The organism is Deinococcus seoulensis, from assembly GCF_014648115.1.
GTDB lineage: Bacteria > Deinococcota > Deinococci > Deinococcales > Deinococcaceae > Deinococcus > Deinococcus seoulensis.
On sequence record NZ_BMQM01000020.1, the window covers coordinates 1 to 17,367 of the forward strand.

The window sequence follows — 17,367 nt, forward strand, 5'->3', positions numbered from 1 at the left end:
GCTTCACGTACGTGATCTTCTACCAGGAGCAGAACTACGGTGGTCGGAGCGCAGGTCAGGCGGGAACGCTGAAGAAACTGCTGACGTGGATGGTAACGGACGGTCAGAAGTACAACGAGGGGCTGGATTACGCGCAGTTGCCGAGTAACGCGGCCGCGAAAGCCAAGAGCATCATCGCCAGCATGACCTACAACGGCAAGAAGTTCTGAACCCCTGATCCGGACTCGGATTGAACGGTCTTTGCGGCCCATTCAATCCGGGTTCGGATGACCTCCCCGGCACCCCCGACAGGCAGCTCCCTCGCGCGAGGTGGGCTGCCTCTTTCGTGGCGGGCCATTTTCCGTTGCAGCCTGTATCCAGGTCACGCCGTCTCTGCCTGTGCTGCTGGTCAGTCATACGGATTCCGTTTATTTCGTTGACAGATCGGAACACCACCGATCTGCCAACTCCACGTCCGGAACCCGTTTTTCTCCCACTCGCTCCGCTCGGATTGAACGGGCTTTGCAGCCCATTCAATCGGAGTCCGTATCAGGCGCACTCCAGCGGGCGTCCGTCCATTTCTGGTCGCTGCGGGCACTCTGCACGACCTTCTCGATGAAATGCACGCCGCGCGCGCCGTCCTCCAGGGTCGGGCAGGTGCGGAGCGGGTCGGGGGCGCGGCCCTCCTGCTTCGCGCGGATCGCTTCGGCCGCGCCGTCGTAGATGTTCGCGAACGCTTCCAGGAACGCCTCGGGGTGCCCGGCGGGCAGGCGGGTGGCGGCCTGCGCGGCGGGACTCAGGTACGCCTGCCCGCGCGTGAGCACCTGCCGGGGGCCGCCCAGCGGCGTGTATTCCAGGCGGTTGGGGTTCTCCTGACTCCAGCTCAGGCCGCCGTGCGTGCCGTACACGCGCAGGTTCAGGTTGTTCTCCTCGCCGACCTCGACCTGCGAGCACAGCAGCGCGCCGCGCGCCCCACCGGCAAAGCGCAGCAGGACGCTGCCGTCGTCGTCCAGGCGGCGGCCCGGCACGAAGGTGCTCAGGTCCGCGCAGATGGCGTCCAGGTGCAGGCCCGTGACGGTCTCGGCGAGGTTCATGGCGTGCGAGCCGATGTCACCCACCGCGCCTGCCGCGCCGCTGCGGGCCGGGTCGGTGCGCCAGTCGGCCTGTTTGCTGCCGTGCGCTTCGAGGTTCGTGGCGAGCCAGTCCTGGTGGTACTCGACGATCACCTTGCGGATCTCGCCGAGCGTCCCGGCGGCGATCATGTCCCGCGCGTGGCGGATCAGGGGGTAGCCGGTGTAGTTGAACGTGACGGCGAAGACCACGCCGGACTGCCGCGCGACTCTCAGCAGGTCGCTGGCCTGCTCGCCCGTGTGCACCAGCGGCTTGTCGCAGATGACGTGAATCCCGGCCGCCGCGAAGGCCCGCGCGACCGGGTAGTGCAGGTGGTTGGGCGTGACGATACTGACCGCGTCGATGCGCTCCCCCACCGGCCGGGCCAGTTCGCCGTCCAGCATGGCCTCCCAGGTGGGGTACGAGCGGTCGTCCGGGAGGCCCAGCTCCCGCCCGGATGCCAGCGCCCTCTCCGGGGTGCCCGACAGCGCCCCGGCCACCAGTTCGAACTGCCCGTCCAGCCGCGCGGCCGTGCGGTGTACCGCGCCGATGAACGCGCCCTGCCCGCCGCCGACCATCCCGAGTTTCAGGGGGCGCGGCATGCGAACCTCCCTTCATTCCCGGTCGCCCGGAACAGCACCGGACGCCCGTCCATTGCGTGAGATTCGCTGTCGTTCCCACTCGCGTCCGCTCGGGTGTCGCGCGGCCTGCGGCCTCTGTGCACCGGAATCATCAGCGATCCCTGGAGAACGCGGCGTCGAAGGTCACGTTCGAGCCGGGAAAGTCGAGGCGGCGGGTGTACGCGGCGCTCTCGGTCGCGCCGTGCACGCGGTCCATGCGGGCGTCCTCCCACTCGATGCTCAGCGGCCCGGCGTAGCCGATGTCGTTCAGGGCGACGATGATGTCCTCGAACCTGATGTCGCCGCGCCCCACCGAGCGGAAATCCCAGTAGCGCCGGGCATCCCCGAATTCGGTGTGGCCGCCGAACACGCCGACCTCGCCGCTGCCGTGACCCCACCAGACGTCCTTCATGTGCACGTGGAAGATCCGCTCCGCGAACTGCCGGATGAACCGCACGTAATCCACGTGCTGGTACCCCAGGTGGCTGGGGTCGTAGTTGAAGCCGAAGCGCCTGTGGCCGTTCACGGCGTCCAGGGCGCGCTGCGCGGTGGCGAGGTCGAAGGCGATCTCGGTCGGGTGGACTTCCAGCGCGAAGTTGATGTCGTCCCGGTCAAACGAGTCGAGGATGGGCGTCCAGCGGCGCGCGAAATCCTCGAAGCCCGCGTCCCAGTACGCCTGATCGGTGGGTGGGAAGGCGTACAGGCTGTGCCACACGCTGGAGCCGGTGAACCCGTTGACGGTCTTCACACCGAACGTCGCGGCGGCGTGCCCGGTGTCGATCATCTCCTGCGCGGCACGCGTGCGCACGCCCTCGGGGTCGCCGTCGCCCCACACGTGCGCGGGCACGATGGCCTTGTGACGGGCGTCGATGGGGTCGCACACGGCCTGCCCCACAAGGTGGTTGCTGATGGCGTGGCACTGCAGGCCGTGCGAGTCGAGCAGCTCGCGCTTTTCTCTCACGTACGAGTCGTCTTTCAGGGCGGCCTGCACGTCGAAGTGATCGCCCCAGCAGGCGAGTTCCAGGCCGTCGTAGCCCATCTTCTTCGCCAGCGGCGCCAGGTCGGCCAGGGGCAGGTCGGCCCACTGGCCGGTGAACAGGGTGACGGGACGGGGCATACGGGAACCTCCGGGGATGGGTGATGCTCGAACGTGGGCGGGGAATGGACAGGCCGGGTGGCCGTCACCCGCCCTCGCCCAGCGTCAGGTGGGCAGCGTTGCCGTGAGCCACGTGGGCTGCGTGTCGAGCGGTGCGGGGCGTTCGGCATGGGTGCGGGGGGTCAGGGTCTTCTCGGCCTCGGCGGATTCGAGGATGGTGTGCATGACGTCCAGCACGTGCAGGGCGAGGTCGCCGCCCGCGCGGTGCGGCTGGCCGGGGGCGGCGGCGAGCATGTCGGCCAGCCCGATGCCGCGCGCGTTCTCCGCGAAGGGGCGGGTCAGGGGGATGTCCGTCCACTCCTTCTCGCCCCGCAGGCGGAGTTTGAGGGGACCGCCGAAGGTGTTCGGGTCGGGGACGCTGAGGGTGCCGTCGGTGCCGTGGATCTCGATGCGGGGCACGTCGCTGCCGGGCACGTCGAAGGACGTGACGAGGGTGACGACCGCGCCGCCGTCCAGGGTGAGGTTCGCGGCGACGTGCGTGGGCGTGGTGACGGTGATGAACTCCCCGGCGCGCGGCTGGCTGGTGATGGGGCGCTGCGAGAAGGCGGTGGTGGTCGTGGCGCTGACCTTCCGCACGCCGCCGAGCAGGGTGACCAGGGCCGTCAGGTAGTACGGTCCCATGTCGAACAGGGGTCCGGCGCCCCGCTGGTAGAAGAAGTCCGGGTTGGGATGCCAGGATTCCGGGCCGCTGCCCATCATGAAGGCGTTCGCGGCGACGGGCCGCCCGATGCGTCCGGCGTCGATGATCTCGCGGGCCGTCTGGATGCCCGCGCCGAGGACGGTGTCGGGCGCGCAGCCGACGCGCAGGCCGCGTGCGTGGGCGAGGTCCATGATCGCCTGCCCGTCCTCACGCTCGACCGCCAGGGGTTTCTCGGAGTACACGTGCTTCCCGGCGTTCAGGGCTTTCAGGCTCACGTCGGCGTGCGCGCCGGGCGGCGTGAGGTTCACGACGGCGACGATCTCCGGGTCGGCCAGCAGGCCCTCCAGGGTCATGGCCTGAATGCCGTACTCGGCGGCGACCTCGGCGGCCCGCGCCGAGTCCATGTCGGTCACGGCTTTCACGCGGAACAGATTCAGGTCACGCGCGATCTTCAGGTACGCGGCGCTGATGTTCCCCGTGCCGATAATGCCAATGATCTGCGGCCCTTCTGATGCACTTACTCCCATGTCGAGCGTCCCTCCTGGATGAGTGTCCGGGCGCTCTGGCCCACCTCGGCGAACACGTCCCCGGCGGTGCGGTCCATCTCCAGGATGTGCCAGCGGGTCTGCGGCGCGGCGGCGATGGCGGCGGCGTAATCGACAGCGCCGGTGCCGAGCGGCGTCTGGTCGGCCTCGGGCGTGGCGGGGCCGTCTTTCAGGTGCAGCGCCCGGACGCGCTCACCCAGGCGGCGGATCAGGGCGGGCATGTCCTGCCCGGCGGTGTGCGCCCAGTACGTGTCGATCTCCAGGCACACGGCCGGGTCGAGGCGCGAGAGCAGCAGGTCGAACGCGGACTGGTCCCCGAAGTGGCTCCACTCCCACCAGTGGTTGTGGTACCCGAGGCTCAGGCCGCGCGCCTGCGCGTGACGCGACGCCTCGTTCAGGGCGTCCGCGAAGCGTTCCGTGCCGCCTTTCGTGTCCATCACGTCACGCTCGAAGCCCGGCACCTCGCCCGGCCACGAGATCACGGAAAGGGTCGCGCCGAGCGCCTGGATGGCGTCCAGCACGGCCTCGGCGTTCTCGCCTGTGGGCGCGGCCGCGTGCGTGGTGGGGGCCTTCAGGCCGTGGGCGTCCAGCAGTGCGCGCAGGTCCTGCGCCCGGCTGACCTTCTCGGCGTTGCTCAGGCCGTGGTTCCCGATGCCGAACGGCTCGACGTACCGGAAGCCCAGTTCGGCGATGCGGGCAACCGTGCGGGCCGGGTCGGCGGCGTAGGCGTCCCGGAAGGTGTACAGCTGGACGGACAGGGTGCCTGGGGTGTGGGGCTGGGTCATGTGGTGGGTTCCTTCCAGTCGGCGCTGAGCGAGAGGCGGAGGGTGTGCGGCAGGTCGGCGCTGCTCTGCCCGATCAGCAGGTCGAAGTCACCGGCCCCGGCCACCCAGGCGTGGGCTGCATCGTCGTAGTACGCGAGGTCGCGCATGCCCAGCGGCAGGGTGACAGTCCCGATCTGGCCGGGGTTCAGGTGCACCTTCGCGAAGGCCCGCAGTTCCTTCTCCGGGCGGTCCAGGCGGCTCTGGCGGTCGTGGACGTACAGTTGCACGACGGTGCTGCCCGCGCGGTCCCCGGTGTTCTTCACCTGCACGCTGGCGGTCACGGTCCCGCCGGGGGCGATGCTGGCGGCGCTGAGCTGCGGGTTGGAGACCTCGAACGTCGTGTAGCTCAGGCCGAAGCCGAACGGGAACAGCGGCGTGATGCCCGCGCGGTCCACGTGCCGGTACCCGGTGTACAGGCCCTCGCGGTACGCCACGCGGCCGTCCTCGCCGGGGTACTGCACGTCCGGGTTCAGGGGGTGGGTGGGGTCGTCCTTCAGGGACGCGATGAACGTCTGCGGCAGGCGCCCGCCGGGTTCCGCGTGGCCGTACAGGACGTCCGCGATGGCGTGCCCGGCCTCCTGACCGGGGAACCAGGCCTGAAGGACGGCGGGCACGCGGTCCAGCCACGGCATGGCGACCGGGCCGCCGGTCTGGAGGACCACGACGGTGTTCGGGTTGGCGGCCAGCACGGCGTCCACCAGTTCGTCCTGGCGGCCCGGCAGGTCCAGGCCCCAGCGGTCGACGCCCTCGGTTTCCCAGTCGCCGTTCGTGCCGACGCACACCACGGCGTAGTCGGCGGCAGCAGCCACGGCGGCCGCCTGCGCCACGCTGCCCTCGTCCGGTTCGGCGCGGAAGCCGGTGCGTACGGCGTTGAAGCCCGCGATACCGTTGTCGAAGTCGTTGGGCGTGAAGGTGACGGTCAGTTCGTGCGGCCCGGCGGTCAGGGAACGCGCGCCGCGCACCTCGTCGGACCCGAAGCCGAAGTACGTGCCGCCGGGCGTCCAGGCGTCCCAGTTGTCCACCAGGGGTTCGCCGTCCACCCTGAGGCGGCTCAGGCCCGCGCTGGCGAGACTGAACTCGTACGTGCCGTCCTGGGGGGCCTGCACGGTCAGGGTCAGGACGGCGTGGAAGGCCTGGGGGTCCACGCCGTCCGGGTACGCGAACCACAGCACCTCGGCCTGCTCGCGGGTGTCGGAGGCGATCACGGTGCCGTCCGGCGCATGGTACTCGATGCGGACCGGCACCTGCGGGACGGGCAGGAACCGGTCGTTCTCGCAGCCGACGGCGGTGGTCACGGCCCCTGACCGCCGGGCTTCACGCAGGCCGTCGAGTGGGGAGACGCGGCGGTGGGCGTTCATCTGCGCGCTGCCGCCCCCCATGACCTGCGCAGTGGCGGCGTTCGGGCCGATCACGGCGACGGTCTTCCCGGCCGGAAGGGGCAGCAGGCCCGCGTTCTTCAGCAGGACCGCGCCCTCGGCCCCGGCGCGGCGGATCAGGGCGCGGGTTTCGGGGTACTCGGTGTCCCGCTCGGCGCTGTCGCGCACGTCACGCGGCGCGGCGAGGGTGCCGGTGCGCTCGATGAGGCGCAGCACGGCGCGGGCGCGTTCCCGCACGGCGGCGGCCGTGGCGGGGTCGTTCTGAGCTTCCTCCAGCAGGCCGGCGCGGGCCCTGGCGGGGCCGGGCATCTCCAGATCCAGGCCCGCGCGCACGCTCTCGCCGGCCGAGTGCGTGCCGCCCCAGTCGCTCATGACCAGCCCGGTAAAGCCCCATTCCTTTCGCAGCACCGTGTCCAGCAGCCAGGGGTGCTCGGAGCAGTACACGCCGTCCAGGCGGTTGTACGCGGTCATGATCGCCCAGGGGTCGGCTTCCCGGACGACCATCTCGAAGGGCCGCAGGTACAGTTCCCGCAGGGCGCGCGTGGGGATCTCGGAGCTGATCGTGCCGCGCTGGTACTCGGATTCGTTCCCGGCGAAGTGTTTGGGCGTGGCGGCCACGCCGCTGGCCTGGAGGCCCTGCACGTAGGCGACCGCGAGTTTCCCGGTCAGGATGGGGTCCTCGGCGTAGTTCTCGAAGTTGCGGCCGTTCAGGGCCGAGCGCAGCACGTTGATGGTCGGGGCGAGCAACACGCCCGCGCCCTTGTCGAGCGCCTCGCGGGCCAGGGAGGCGCCCACCTCGCGCAGCAGGTCCACGTTCCAGGTGCTGCCCAGCGCGATGCCGACCGGGTACGCGGCCGTTTTCATGCCGCCGACCAGCGGGCCGCCGCCGCGCACGCCGGCCGGGCCGTCACTGACTTTCAGGGCCGGGATGTTCAGGCGCGCAACGGGCACGGTGCGCCAGAAGTCCGCGCCGGACAGCAGCGACACCTGTTCTTCCAGGGTCATCCGGTCCAGCAGCGCGTCGATGTCGGTGGGCGGGTCTGAACGGATCGGCGGGGGTGGGGGGCTGGGCAGGTCTGGCATGGGTTCACCTCGGGGTGGGGTGGGGGGCTGAGGCGGCTGGTCCGGTCTTGTACGGATTCCGTTTGTTTCGCCAACAATCCGGAACTTCACCGGATTGCCGGCTCCACGTCCGGAACCCGTCCGGCTCCCACTCGCTTCGCTCGGATCGAACGGGCTTTGCAGCCCATTCAATCGGAGTCCGTATTATAGCGCTATAATTTCTGGTCCACGCGGGGGTCTCCAGGGAACTCCCCTCACAGGACATGAGCGCCGGACGCGCAGTGCCGGGAGGCAGACGGGTTATTTGTACCGCTATAATGTACGCTCTACCGCTCCCGGAATGCAATCTCGACGCACCTCACCGAAGGAAGGTCCACCCTGACAACCTCACGCCCCGCGCCCGCCACGCTCGCCGACGTCGCCCGGCACGCCCAGGTCTCCCCCATGACCGTCTCGAACGTCATCAACAACAAACCCAACGTGCGCCCCCAGACCCGCGCGCGCGTACTCGCCGCCATCGAGGCGACCGGGTATCAGGTCAACCCGCTGGCCCGCGCGCTGGCCGGCGGCAGGGCACGCGTGCTGAGCGTCCTGACCCGCCAGCAGAACCTCCCGTACGTCACGGAAGTCCTGATGGGCGCCGCGCAGACCGCCGAGGAACTCGGGTACGACCTGATCGTCCTGATGGCCGGATCCCGCACCGACAGTGACCTCTCCCCCATGGCCCGCCTGTCGGCCGGAACGCTGCTGATCCAGCCGCCCCCGGACGTGCGCGCCCGTTACCCGCACCTGCCCGCCCACCTCGTCAGCGTGGACGGCCCCTCCGACCGGCCCCTGACCGTCGACAACGCCAGCGGCGCCCTGGCCGCCACGCGCTACCTGATCGGACTGGGGCACACCCGCATCGCGTTCATCAGCGGCATGGACGCCCACGCGCGCCGACTGGCAGGCACCCCCCACGGCACGCCCGGCGTGGGCGAGGACGCCCCGCAACGCCTGAACGCCTACCTGCACGCCATGCAGCAGGCCGGGCTGGATGTACCGGCCGGGTACGTGCAGAGCGGCGATTACAGCAAACGCAGCGGCGAGGACGCCACGCGCCGCCTGCTGGCCCTGCCGGACCCGCCCACCGCGATCTTCGCGTCCGGGGACGCCATGGCCGTGGGCGCCGTGCATACCCTTCAGAACCTGGGGTTGCGGGTGCCGGAGGACCTGTCCGTGATCGGCTTCGACGACCTGCCCATGGCCGCGCAGGCCCGCCCGGCCCTGACCACCGTCCGGCAGCCGCTGCGCGAGATGGGCGCCGAGGGCGTGCGCCTGCTCGTGCGACTGGCCGAGGGCGAGGCGCTGCCCGGCGGGCCGCCCGCGCCCTTCCCGACCGAACTGATCGTGCGGGCATCGGCCGCCCCGCCTGGGCGCTGACCCACACCCGCAACGCGCCCCGGCACCCGGACGGCGCATGATCGATGGTACGGACAGGTTCATCACTTCAGGGCAGACCAGCGATGAACACGCCGTGGTTACCCCTCCCCCTTGAGGGGAGGCTGGGAGGGGGGAGGTTGGGAGGGGGTGAACAGGAATGGCGTTACAGAAGACGTGTTCCATGCTGTTCCCCTCTGATACGGACTCCGGTTGAACGGTCTTTGCCGCCCATTCAATCCGAGCGGAGCGAGTGGGAGAAAAACGGGTTCTGTATGACCCGCCCCTGACCCGCCCAGCAGAGGGGGTCGGGGGCGGTCAGTCGGGGTTCAGGTGGGCGGCTGTCAATTGTAATGTCGTGCAGGCCAGGGTCAGCTGACCAGGGGCTCATTTTTGCGTGTGGCTCGGGGTTCCCCCGGTGGGGGTATCGCCCGGCGCAGTTAATTTTTTTCACATGACCGCCGGGAAAGTGTATGATTTTCCTCACCAGAGTCGGGGGTCTGTTCGCTTCCTCACACCGTGCGGAAGGCGGCGCCCCTGACTCCAGTTCGGAGTGTTCAACGTGACGACCCATGCCATCAATCCCGCCCTGAGCGTCGCCCTGTACACCGAGGGCACCTACCCGCAAGCGCACGGCGGCGTGAGCGTCTGGGTGGATCAACTGGTGCGCGGCCTGGAGGACCACACCTTCGAGGTCCGGGCCATCTCGGGCCTGCCGTACGACCGCCCGGCGCTGGACCTGCCGGGCAACGTGCGCGCCGCGCAGATTCCGCTGTGGGGCGACCCGCCACGCGCCGCGCCGCGCGACCCGGACTGGCAGCGCCGCCTGACCGCCGCGTACGCCTCCATGATCGAGGCGCTGTGCACCCTGGACCTCGACCGCTTCGGAGCGGCGCTGCACGCCCTGAGCGTCCTGGGCCGCAGCGGCGGGTTCACGGCCACCCTGGAAGGCAGCCGCGTGACCACCCTGACCCTGGACCTCTGGAGCACCCACGCCGCCCGGCAGCGCCGCGACCGCGCGCCCGGCGACCCGCACCTGCCCACCCCCAGCGTGGCCGACGTGCTGGACGTGCAGGTGTGGCTGGAGCACGCCCTGCGGCCCCTGAGCAGCCCGGCGCCGCTGGCGCAGGTGGGGCACGCCGTCAGCAACGGCTTCGCGGGCCTGCTGGCGCTGAACGGCCTGTGGACGCACGGCACGCCGTTCATCCTGACCGAGCACGGCGTGTACATGCGCGAACGTTACCTGGAATTCCGCCGCGCCGGGTACTCGGCCGGGTTCAAGGGCATGCTGCTGCGCTTCTACCGCCTGCTGTGCAGCCTCACCTACCGCGAGGCGGCGCTGGTGCTGCCCGGCTCGCAGTACAACCGCCGTTGGGAGGAACGCCTGGGTGCCCACCCGGACCGCATCGAATGCGTGTACAACGGCATCGACCCGGACGTGTTCCCGCCGGCCGAACAGGAACCCGAGGAACCGGTCGTCAGCTGGGTGGGCCGCATCGACCCCCTGAAGGACATCGAGACCCTGATCCGCGCCTTCGACCTGGTGCGCCGCCAGCGGCCCGAGGCGAAACTGCGGCTGTTCGGCGGCACGCCCGCCGGGAACGAGGGGTACGCGCAGGGCTGCGTGAACCTGACCAACCAGCTGAACCTTCAGGACAACGTGACCTTCGAGGGCCGCGTGCCGGACATCACGGACGCCTACCGCGCCGGGCAGGTCGTGGCGCTGACCAGCGTCAGCGAGGGCTTCCCGTACACCGTGATCGAGGCGATGGCCATGGGCCGCCCGCCGGTCGCGACCCGCGTGGGCGGCGTGCCCGAGGCGGTCGGGAACGCCGGGCTGATCGTGCGCCCCCGCGACGTGATGGGCGTCGCCAGCGCCCTGGGCCGCCTGCTGGACGACGCGCCGCTGCGCCAGCGACTGGGCGCCGCCGCCCGCGAACGGGTCATGGAACTGTTCACGCTGGACGGCTGCCTGATCGCGTACCGCCGCGCGTACCCGGCCGCGCTGGCAGGAGGCGTCCGGTGAGCGGGCAGGCGCGGCCGCCCGGGAGCGGGTACCCGGACGTGAAACGCACCCTGATCGGCGGCACGCCGGGTTCGCTGACCCTCTCCGGGCACACGCTGCACGGGCACACCCAGACGGGGCACACCCAGACGGGGCACACCCAGGCGACCGCGCAGACCGATCCCGGCGCCGTGCGCGCGGCCTCCGGCCTGTGGGGCGCGGCGCCGTCGCCGGGCACGCTGCCCGAACGCCTGCGCGAGATCGACCTGACGCTCGCCCCGGAACGCGAACGCGTGATCGACGCCGAGGAGATCGCCGCGTACCTCGAAGCCGACGGGCTGGGCGACGAGGTCCTGCGCGACCGTTACGGCACCGCCGGACTGTTCGACGCCGCCGAACGCCTGTACCGGCAGCGCGGCACCGGACGCGCCCTGCACCGCCCAGCCACGCAGTCCGTTCCGGCGTTCCCGTGGCACACGCTGCTGCGCGGGCCGCTGTACCTGCTGCCGGGCGTGTCGGGCCTGCTGGTCGCCCGCGAGATGGGCGCCGGGGCCAGCGCCGCGTTCGTGTTCGCCGCCGCGTTCGGGTGGGGCTGGACCATGCTGATCGCGGGCGTCCGCTACGCCGAACCGCTGGCCGTGCCGGGCCGCGCGCTGCGCCTGACCATGCTGCTGGGCGGCCTGACCAGCCTGATCGGCGGCGCGCTCATGGCCGCCCTGAACGCCGGGATGGGCGCGGCCCTGACCGGCGCGGCCGTGGGGGGCGCCGTGGCGCTGTCCACCGGCGCGGCCGGGGTGCTGCTGGCCCTGCGCCGCACCGGGCAGCTGGCCGGTGCGTTCGCCAGTCCGCTGCTGGCGGCCGGGGTCGTCTACGCCGAGCCGTCCCGGCCGGGCGCGCTGGTCGCGCTGCTGCTGCTGGCCCTGGTGCCGCTGCTGACCGCCCTGAACGTGACCCGCGCGCCCGGCACGCTGAGCGCCCGCTGGGCCACGCTGCGCCCGCACCTGCGGCACGCCGCGTACGGCTGGTCGCTGGCACTGACCTTCGTGCTGCTGACCGGGCGGCTGGGCGCGTGGACGCTGCTGCCGCTGGTGATCAGCACCGGCCTGCTGGAGGCCGGGGTGTGGCACGCGCAGGAACGCCTTCAGCACGCCGCGCGCCGCAGCCAGAGCCTGGGCGCGCTGCGCCGCAGTGGCCGCCCGGTCGTGCTGCTGGCCGCCGCGACCTACGCGCTCGCGCTGGGCGCGTGGGTGTACGTGGCCGCCAACCTGCCCATTCCCGCGTGGGCGCAGGCGCACCCGGACGCCTGGATGCTGGTGCCCACGTACGGCGCGGCCACGCTGCTCAGCGCGTGGCTGGGCAACCACGGGCACCTGCCGCTGCTGACCGGGCTGTGGCTGCTGCTCGCGGGACTGCTGGCGTTCGCGCTGCCTTCTTCGTCTTCTGTCCTGGCGGTCACGCTGCTGGTCGCGTGCGCCGCCCTTGCCGCCCTGTCCCTCAGAACCCTTCTTGACCCCCGGAGTTACCGATGACCCAGATGGCCCCCGCCGCCCCGCAGACTTCCGCCTCTTCCCGCCCGCTGGTGGCCGTGACCGGCGCGGACGGTTTCATCGGGTCGCACCTGACCGAGGAACTCGTGCGCGCCGGGTACCGGGTGCGGGCCATGGCGATCTACAACTCGCAGGGTTCGTACGGCTGGCTCGATCAGGTCGGCCCGGACGTCATGCAGCACGTCGAGGTGCAACTGGGCGACGTGCGGGACGCCGGAAGCGTGCGGGAACTGATGCGCGGCGCGCAGACCGTGTACCACCTCGCGGCGCTGATCGCCATTCCGTACTCGTACGTCGCGCCCCGCTCGTACGTGGAGACGAACGTGACCGGCACCCTGAACGTCCTGGAGGCCGCCCGTGACCTCGGCACGGCCCGCGTGGTGCACACCAGCACCAGCGAGGTGTACGGCACGGCCCGCACCGTGCCCATCCACGAGACGCACCCGCTGCAGGGGCAGTCGCCGTACTCGGCCACCAAGATCGGCGCGGACAAACTGGCCGAGAGTTACCACCTGAGTTTCGGTCTGCCGGTCGTGACCCTGCGGCCCTTCAACACGTACGGCCCGCGCCAGTCGGCCCGCGCGGTCATTCCGACCATCATCAGTCAGGTGGCGGCCGGGCAGCGTGACATCCGCCTGGGCGACCTGCGCCCCACCCGTGACTTCAACTTCGTGGCCGACACCGCCCGCGCCTTCCGCGCCGTGGGCGAGGCGGGGAGCGAGGTGCTGGGCCGCACCCTGAACGCCGGGTCGGGCCGCGAGATCAGCGTCGGGGACACCGTCCGCCTGATCGGGCAGGTCATGGGCGCCGAGCTGCAGGTGTCGCAGGAGGACGCCCGCCTGCGCCCGGAAGGCAGCGAGGTCATGCGCCTGCTGGCCGATCACAGCGAACTGACCGCCCTGACCGGCTGGGAGCCGCGCGTGCCGCTCGAAGAGGGCCTGCGCCAGACCGCCGAGTGGTTCACGGACGCCGCCAACCTCGCCCGCTACCGCGTCGGCGAGTACACCATCTGACTGAAACTGACCCGCCCCAACCCCGCCTCTCTCGCCGCGCCCACCGCGCCCCCCCGGTGGAACAAGGAGTGCCCCATGCACGCAGTCATTCTCGCCGGAGGAAAAGGCACCCGCCTGCGCCCCTACACCACCTGCGTTCCCAAACCGCTCGTCCCGATCGGCGACACGTACTCGATCCTGGAGATCGTGCTGCACCAGTTGCGCGCGCACGGCTTCGCCAGCGTGACGCTGGCCGTGGGGCACATGGGGCACCTGATCCGCGCGTTCGTCGGGGACGGCAGCCGCTACGGCCTGAACGTGGACTACACCGACGAGGTCACGCCGCTGGGCACCATCGGCCCGGTCCTGAACCTGCTCGGCAGCCTGCCCGAGCACTTCCTGATCATGAACGGCGACGTGCTGACCAACCTGGATTACGGCGCGTTCCTGAAACGCCACGCCCGGGGCAATGCGCCGGTCACGGTCGCCACGTACCGCCGCGAGATCCGCAGCGAGTTCGGCGTGCTGGACGTCGACGAGAGCGGCGAGCGCATCGTGGCGTTCCGCGAGAAGCCCAGCGTGCCGTTCCAGGTCAGCATGGGCGTGTACGCCATGACGCGCGAGACCCTGCGCCGCTACGTGCCGGGGCAGGTGCTGGGCTTCGACACCCTGATGCTGGACCTGCTGGACAGCGGGGAACTGCCGGGCAGCGACCTGTTCGGCGGGTACTGGCTGGACATCGGCCGGCCCGAGGATTACGACACCGCCAACGAGCAGTGGGAGACCATGCAGCACGTGCTGCTGCCCCACATGAACCTCAGCGCGGCCGACTGATGACCGGGGAAGGTCCGGTGCGGCCGGTCGTGGTGCTGGGTGCCGGTGGATTCCTGGGCCGGCACGTCGTCGCGGCGCTGCGCGGGGCGGGTCAGGCCGTGCGGGTGCCCGGCCCGCCGGCAGCCCGTCCTGACCTGACTGGCCTGGACCGCGCCGCCTGGGACGACCTGCTGCGCGGCAGCGGCGGCGTGATCAACGCGGCCGGCCGCACCGCCGGCAGCGAGGCGGAACTGGAAGCCGCGAACGTGCACCTGCTGAGCGCCGCGCTGGACGCCGCCGGGCGCGTGGGCGTGCCGCTCGTGACCTTCGCGTCGGCCGCCGAGTACGGCCGCACGGAAGACGGGCACGCCGCCCACGAAACCGACGAGGCCCGCCCGCTCGCGCCGTACGGGCAGAGCAAACTGCGCGGCACGCAGGCGCTGCAACGCGCCGTGCAGGCCGGGCAGGTGCGGGCCGCCGCGCTGCGCCTGACCAACCCGCTCGGCGAGGGCATCGGCAAGGGCACCCTGCCGGGCCGCGCGGCGCGTGAACTGCGGCAGGCCGCGCGGCTGGGCCTGCCCTCGGTGCGGTTCGGGCCGCTGGGCGCGCGGCGTGACTTCGTGGACGCCCGCGACGCCGCCCGCGCTGCCCTGCACCTGCTGGCCCAGTTGCATGCAGAGGGGCCGACCCTGCCCGACGTGATCAACGTGGGCAGCGGCGAGGCCCGCCCGGTCCGTGATCTGGTCACCGGACTGGCCGCGCAGCTCGGATACCACGGCGAACTGCTGGAAGACGCGCCGGGCAGTCCCCGCAGCGGCGACGTGCCGTACCAGCGCGCCGACCTGACCCGCCTGCACGCCTCGGGCTTCCGCGCCCGGCACTCCTTCGGTGACAGCCTGCGCGCCCTGCTGCAGGAACCTGCGCCCGCCTGAACGGCACCCACCCCTCTTTCCGCCGCCCATTTCGCTGCCCATTTCGCCGCCCTCTCGCCCGGCCCCGCCTTCCTTCACCGGCCATCCCCGACCCAGAGGAGACGCCCCATGACCCGACGCACCACGCTGGCCCTGACCTTCCTGACCCTCACCCTGGCCGCCTGCGGACGCCCCAGCAGCGCGCCCGCCGTCACGGACCCGCAGACCGGGACCGTGAGCGTGGGGAGCAGTCACGGCGATCACGCGCTCGCCGCGCCCGGCCCGGACCGCTCGCGCCTCCCGGCCCGCGCCGCGCTGGGACCGGCGACCGTGCGGAATGCGGCGCGCCTGAGCACCCAGGCCCTCCCGGCGAACGCGCAGCCGGACGTGGTGGCCCTGAAGGTCCTGATTCTCAGCAGCGGTCCCGGCGACTACGGTCTGGAGGCCGCGCGGGCGCTGCTGGCCGGGTCCGGCATTCCGTTCGATGTGCTGGACGCCAGCCGCGCGCCGCTGGACATGGCGGCCCTGGTCGCGCCGGACGGCAGCGGCCGGTACCAGGGCGTGATCCTGACCGACAGCGCCCTGATCATGGACGCCGGGGACGGCACGTACCCGAGTGCCCTGAACAGCGCCGAGTGGGACACGCTGTTCGAGTACGAACGGACCTTCCGGGTGCGGCAACTGGCGCTGTACGGCGCGCCCGGCAGCGTCCCCGAGGATTACGGCCTGCGGTACGTGGCGGGCGCCGAGACCGACACCACGTCCCTGAAACTGAACGCCGCCGGGCGGACCGTGTTCAGCGACCTGAAGGGCGCGGCGATTCCCGTGTCGTACTCGTACACCTACCCGTCCGCGCTGCAGAGCGTTCCCGGCGTGAGCACGCAGGTGCTGGCGACCGACCCGGCCGGGCGGGTCCTGGCGGCCACGAGCACCAGCGCCGACGGCCGCGAACGCCTGATCCTGACCAGCGCGCAGAACCCGTACCTGACGCACTCGCAGCTGCTGGGGCGCGGGCTGGCGCAGTGGCTGACGCGCGGCGTGCACCTGGGCGAGCACCGCCGCTTCCTGCAGGTGGACATCGACGACGTGTTCCTTGAGGGCGATCACCTGACCAGCGACCTGACCTTCACCACGCCGTTCCGGATGTCGGGCTCCGACCTGCTGAACGTGCGTGCCCAGCAGGACCGCGTGCGCAGCAACTACCCGGCCGCGCCGGACTTCCGGTACGCCATGATGTTCAACGGGGGCGGCGCGAACACGGCCGTGCCGACGCTCTGCACCGACTCGCCCTGGCTGACGCGTGACCTGCTCAGCAGCGTCGCCCGCTGCCTGAACACCCAGTTCGACTGGGTAAACCACACCCTGGACCACCAGCGTATGGACGTCATGCCGCTTTCCACCGCCACCACGCAGATTCAGCAGAACCTGAGCGTGGGCGCGAAACTGGGCCTGCGTATGAGCCGCGCGTCGCTGGTCACCGGGGAGCACAGCGGCCTGGGCTTCATGGACCCCACCGACGACGGCACCCGCAACGACGACGGCACCGCCGGACCCAAACAGGACCTGGGGCTGGGCCGCAGCAACCCCAACCTGCTGTCGGCCGCCGTCAGCAGCGGCGTGACCTACCTGGCGTCCGATCACAGCGTCGCCAGCCAGTGGGACGCGCAGTGCCCGACCTGCGGCGTGCCGCACCCGCTGAATCCCGGCGTGTTCCTGCTGCCCCGCTGGCCGAACAGCGTGGCGTACCACGTGACCACGCCCGCCGAGGCGACCGCCTTCTACAACAGCCTGTACGCGCCGGGCGGCCTGTTCCCGTACTGGGACCGGAACCTGACGTACGCGGAATTCCTGGACCGCGAAAGCGATCAGGCCCTGACGCACATCCTGAACGGCACGCCGTTCCCGCACTTCATGCACCAGCCGAACCTGCGGCAGTACGCGGGCGGCAAGAGCCTCGCCACCGACTGGGTGCGGGCGGCGCTGGACAAGTACAGTACCTACAGCACCCTGCCGCTGAACACCCTGCGCTGGGACGACCTGGGCCGCTACGTGCAGCGCCACACCGCCGAAACGAAAGCCAGGGAGGCCGGAACGCTCAGCGGCCGCTGGGACCGCCGCACGAACACCGTCCGCCTGAGCAGCAGCGCCGGAACCGTCCCGGTCACGCTGACCGGCGCGAGTGCCGGGGCGCCCTACGGCACGGACCGCACCGCGCAGTTCGACCTGAGCGGCACGCTCGACGTGTCCGTCACGCCCCGCTGACCGCCCCCCCTCACTGACCGCCCCTCACTGACCGACCGTGCGGTTACCATGAAGGTCACGCGCCCGCCCTCACGCCCGCTTCCCACGCATTCCCGGAGTTCTGACA

Annotated in this window: 12 protein-coding genes and 1 pseudogene; 8 read left to right on the top strand and 5 right to left on the bottom strand. The window is 71.3% G+C overall.

Translation table 11 applies throughout. The features are described from left to right. A pseudogene (locus IEY70_RS13820) lies at positions 1–209 on the top strand (phosphate ABC transporter substrate-binding protein PstS); the annotation flags it as partial. A gap of 303 nt (positions 210–512) precedes the next feature. Here IEY70_RS13820 and IEY70_RS13825 read toward each other — a convergent pair. The 5 genes from IEY70_RS13825 to IEY70_RS13845 all read right to left on the bottom strand — a co-directional run bounded on the left by IEY70_RS13825 (position 513) and on the right by IEY70_RS13845 (position 7,333). Beyond that, positions 513–1,691, bottom strand: coding sequence for a Gfo/Idh/MocA family protein (locus IEY70_RS13825; RefSeq protein WP_189065619.1), 1,179 nt, complete (start codon positions 1,689–1,691; stop codon positions 513–515). Between the two features lie 130 nt (positions 1,692–1,821). Then, positions 1,822–2,826 (bottom strand): sugar phosphate isomerase/epimerase family protein, encoded by a 1,005-nt coding sequence (locus IEY70_RS13830; protein WP_189065620.1) that lies wholly within the window; start codon positions 2,824–2,826, stop codon positions 1,822–1,824. Positions 2,827–2,910: 84 nt separating this feature from the next. After that, positions 2,911–4,032, bottom strand: coding sequence for a Gfo/Idh/MocA family protein (locus IEY70_RS13835; RefSeq protein ID WP_189065621.1), 1,122 nt, complete (start codon positions 4,030–4,032; stop codon positions 2,911–2,913). After that, complete coding sequence (locus tag IEY70_RS13840) at positions 4,023–4,835, bottom strand: sugar phosphate isomerase/epimerase family protein (RefSeq protein ID WP_189065622.1); 813 nt, start codon at positions 4,833–4,835, stop codon at positions 4,023–4,025. Before IEY70_RS13840 ends, IEY70_RS13835 begins: the two co-directional genes overlap by 10 nt. After that, the gene (locus IEY70_RS13845) at positions 4,832–7,333 is read right to left on the bottom strand and encodes a glycoside hydrolase family 3 C-terminal domain-containing protein (RefSeq protein ID WP_189065623.1); all 2,502 of its coding nucleotides are present in this window, start codon (positions 7,331–7,333) and stop codon (positions 4,832–4,834) included. Before IEY70_RS13845 ends, IEY70_RS13840 begins: the two co-directional genes overlap by 4 nt. Positions 7,334–7,756: 423 nt before the next feature. On the opposite strand from IEY70_RS13845, the gene IEY70_RS13850 reads away from it, so the two are divergent. The 7 genes from IEY70_RS13850 (at position 7,757) to IEY70_RS13880 (ending at position 17,261) form a co-directional block, all read left to right on the top strand. Further along, positions 7,757–8,734, top strand: a complete 978-nt coding sequence (locus IEY70_RS13850) for a LacI family DNA-binding transcriptional regulator (RefSeq protein WP_189065624.1) — start codon at positions 7,757–7,759, stop codon at positions 8,732–8,734. A 559-nt stretch (positions 8,735–9,293) separates the two neighbouring features. Further along, entirely contained in the window at positions 9,294–10,757 is a 1,464-nt protein-coding gene (gene pelF, locus IEY70_RS13855) for a GT4 family glycosyltransferase PelF (protein WP_229777928.1), read from the top strand. Continuing rightward, positions 10,754–12,265: a hypothetical protein gene (locus IEY70_RS13860; RefSeq protein ID WP_229777929.1), complete on the top strand. Its 1,512-nt coding sequence runs from the start codon at positions 10,754–10,756 to the stop codon at positions 12,263–12,265. Before pelF ends, IEY70_RS13860 begins: the two co-directional genes overlap by 4 nt. After that, complete coding sequence (locus IEY70_RS13865; protein ID WP_189065626.1) at positions 12,262–13,296, top strand: NAD-dependent 4,6-dehydratase LegB; 1,035 nt, start codon at positions 12,262–12,264, stop codon at positions 13,294–13,296. The genes IEY70_RS13860 and IEY70_RS13865 overlap by 4 nt, the downstream gene beginning before the upstream one ends. A 75-nt stretch (positions 13,297–13,371) precedes the next feature. After that, positions 13,372–14,109 carry a nucleotidyltransferase family protein gene (locus IEY70_RS13870; protein ID WP_189065627.1) on the top strand — a complete coding sequence of 246 codons (738 nt, stop codon included), beginning with the start codon at positions 13,372–13,374 and terminating at the stop codon, positions 14,107–14,109. Beyond that, positions 14,109–15,020 carry an NAD-dependent epimerase/dehydratase family protein gene (locus IEY70_RS13875; RefSeq protein WP_189065628.1) on the top strand — a complete coding sequence of 304 codons (912 nt, stop codon included), beginning with the start codon at positions 14,109–14,111 and terminating at the stop codon, positions 15,018–15,020. The genes IEY70_RS13870 and IEY70_RS13875 overlap by 1 nt, the downstream gene beginning before the upstream one ends. A gap of 108 nt (positions 15,021–15,128) precedes the next feature. Then, complete coding sequence (locus IEY70_RS13880) at positions 15,129–17,261, top strand: Agd3-related carbohydrate deacetylase (RefSeq protein WP_189065629.1); 2,133 nt, start codon at positions 15,129–15,131, stop codon at positions 17,259–17,261. Positions 17,262–17,367 lie beyond the last annotated feature (106 nt).

Coding starts and splice junctions, on each gene's coding strand:
- IEY70_RS13875 (WP_189065628.1), top strand. CDS start 14,109: ATGACCGGGGAAGGTCCGGTGCGGCCGGTCGTGGTGCTGGGTGCCGGT.
- IEY70_RS13880 (WP_189065629.1), top strand. CDS start 15,129: ATGACCCGACGCACCACGCTGGCCCTGACCTTCCTGACCCTCACCCTG.
- IEY70_RS13845 (WP_189065623.1), bottom strand. CDS start 7,333: ATGCCAGACCTGCCCAGCCCCCCACCCCCGCCGATCCGTTCAGACCCG.
- IEY70_RS13850 (WP_189065624.1), top strand. CDS start 7,757: ATGACCGTCTCGAACGTCATCAACAACAAACCCAACGTGCGCCCCCAG.
- IEY70_RS13870 (WP_189065627.1), top strand. CDS start 13,372: ATGCACGCAGTCATTCTCGCCGGAGGAAAAGGCACCCGCCTGCGCCCC.
- IEY70_RS13825 (WP_189065619.1), bottom strand. CDS start 1,691: ATGCCGCGCCCCCTGAAACTCGGGATGGTCGGCGGCGGGCAGGGCGCG.
- IEY70_RS13840 (WP_189065622.1), bottom strand. CDS start 4,835: ATGACCCAGCCCCACACCCCAGGCACCCTGTCCGTCCAGCTGTACACC.
- IEY70_RS13835 (WP_189065621.1), bottom strand. CDS start 4,032: ATGGGAGTAAGTGCATCAGAAGGGCCGCAGATCATTGGCATTATCGGC.
- IEY70_RS13865 (WP_189065626.1), top strand. CDS start 12,262: ATGACCCAGATGGCCCCCGCCGCCCCGCAGACTTCCGCCTCTTCCCGC.
- IEY70_RS13830 (WP_189065620.1), bottom strand. CDS start 2,826: ATGCCCCGTCCCGTCACCCTGTTCACCGGCCAGTGGGCCGACCTGCCC.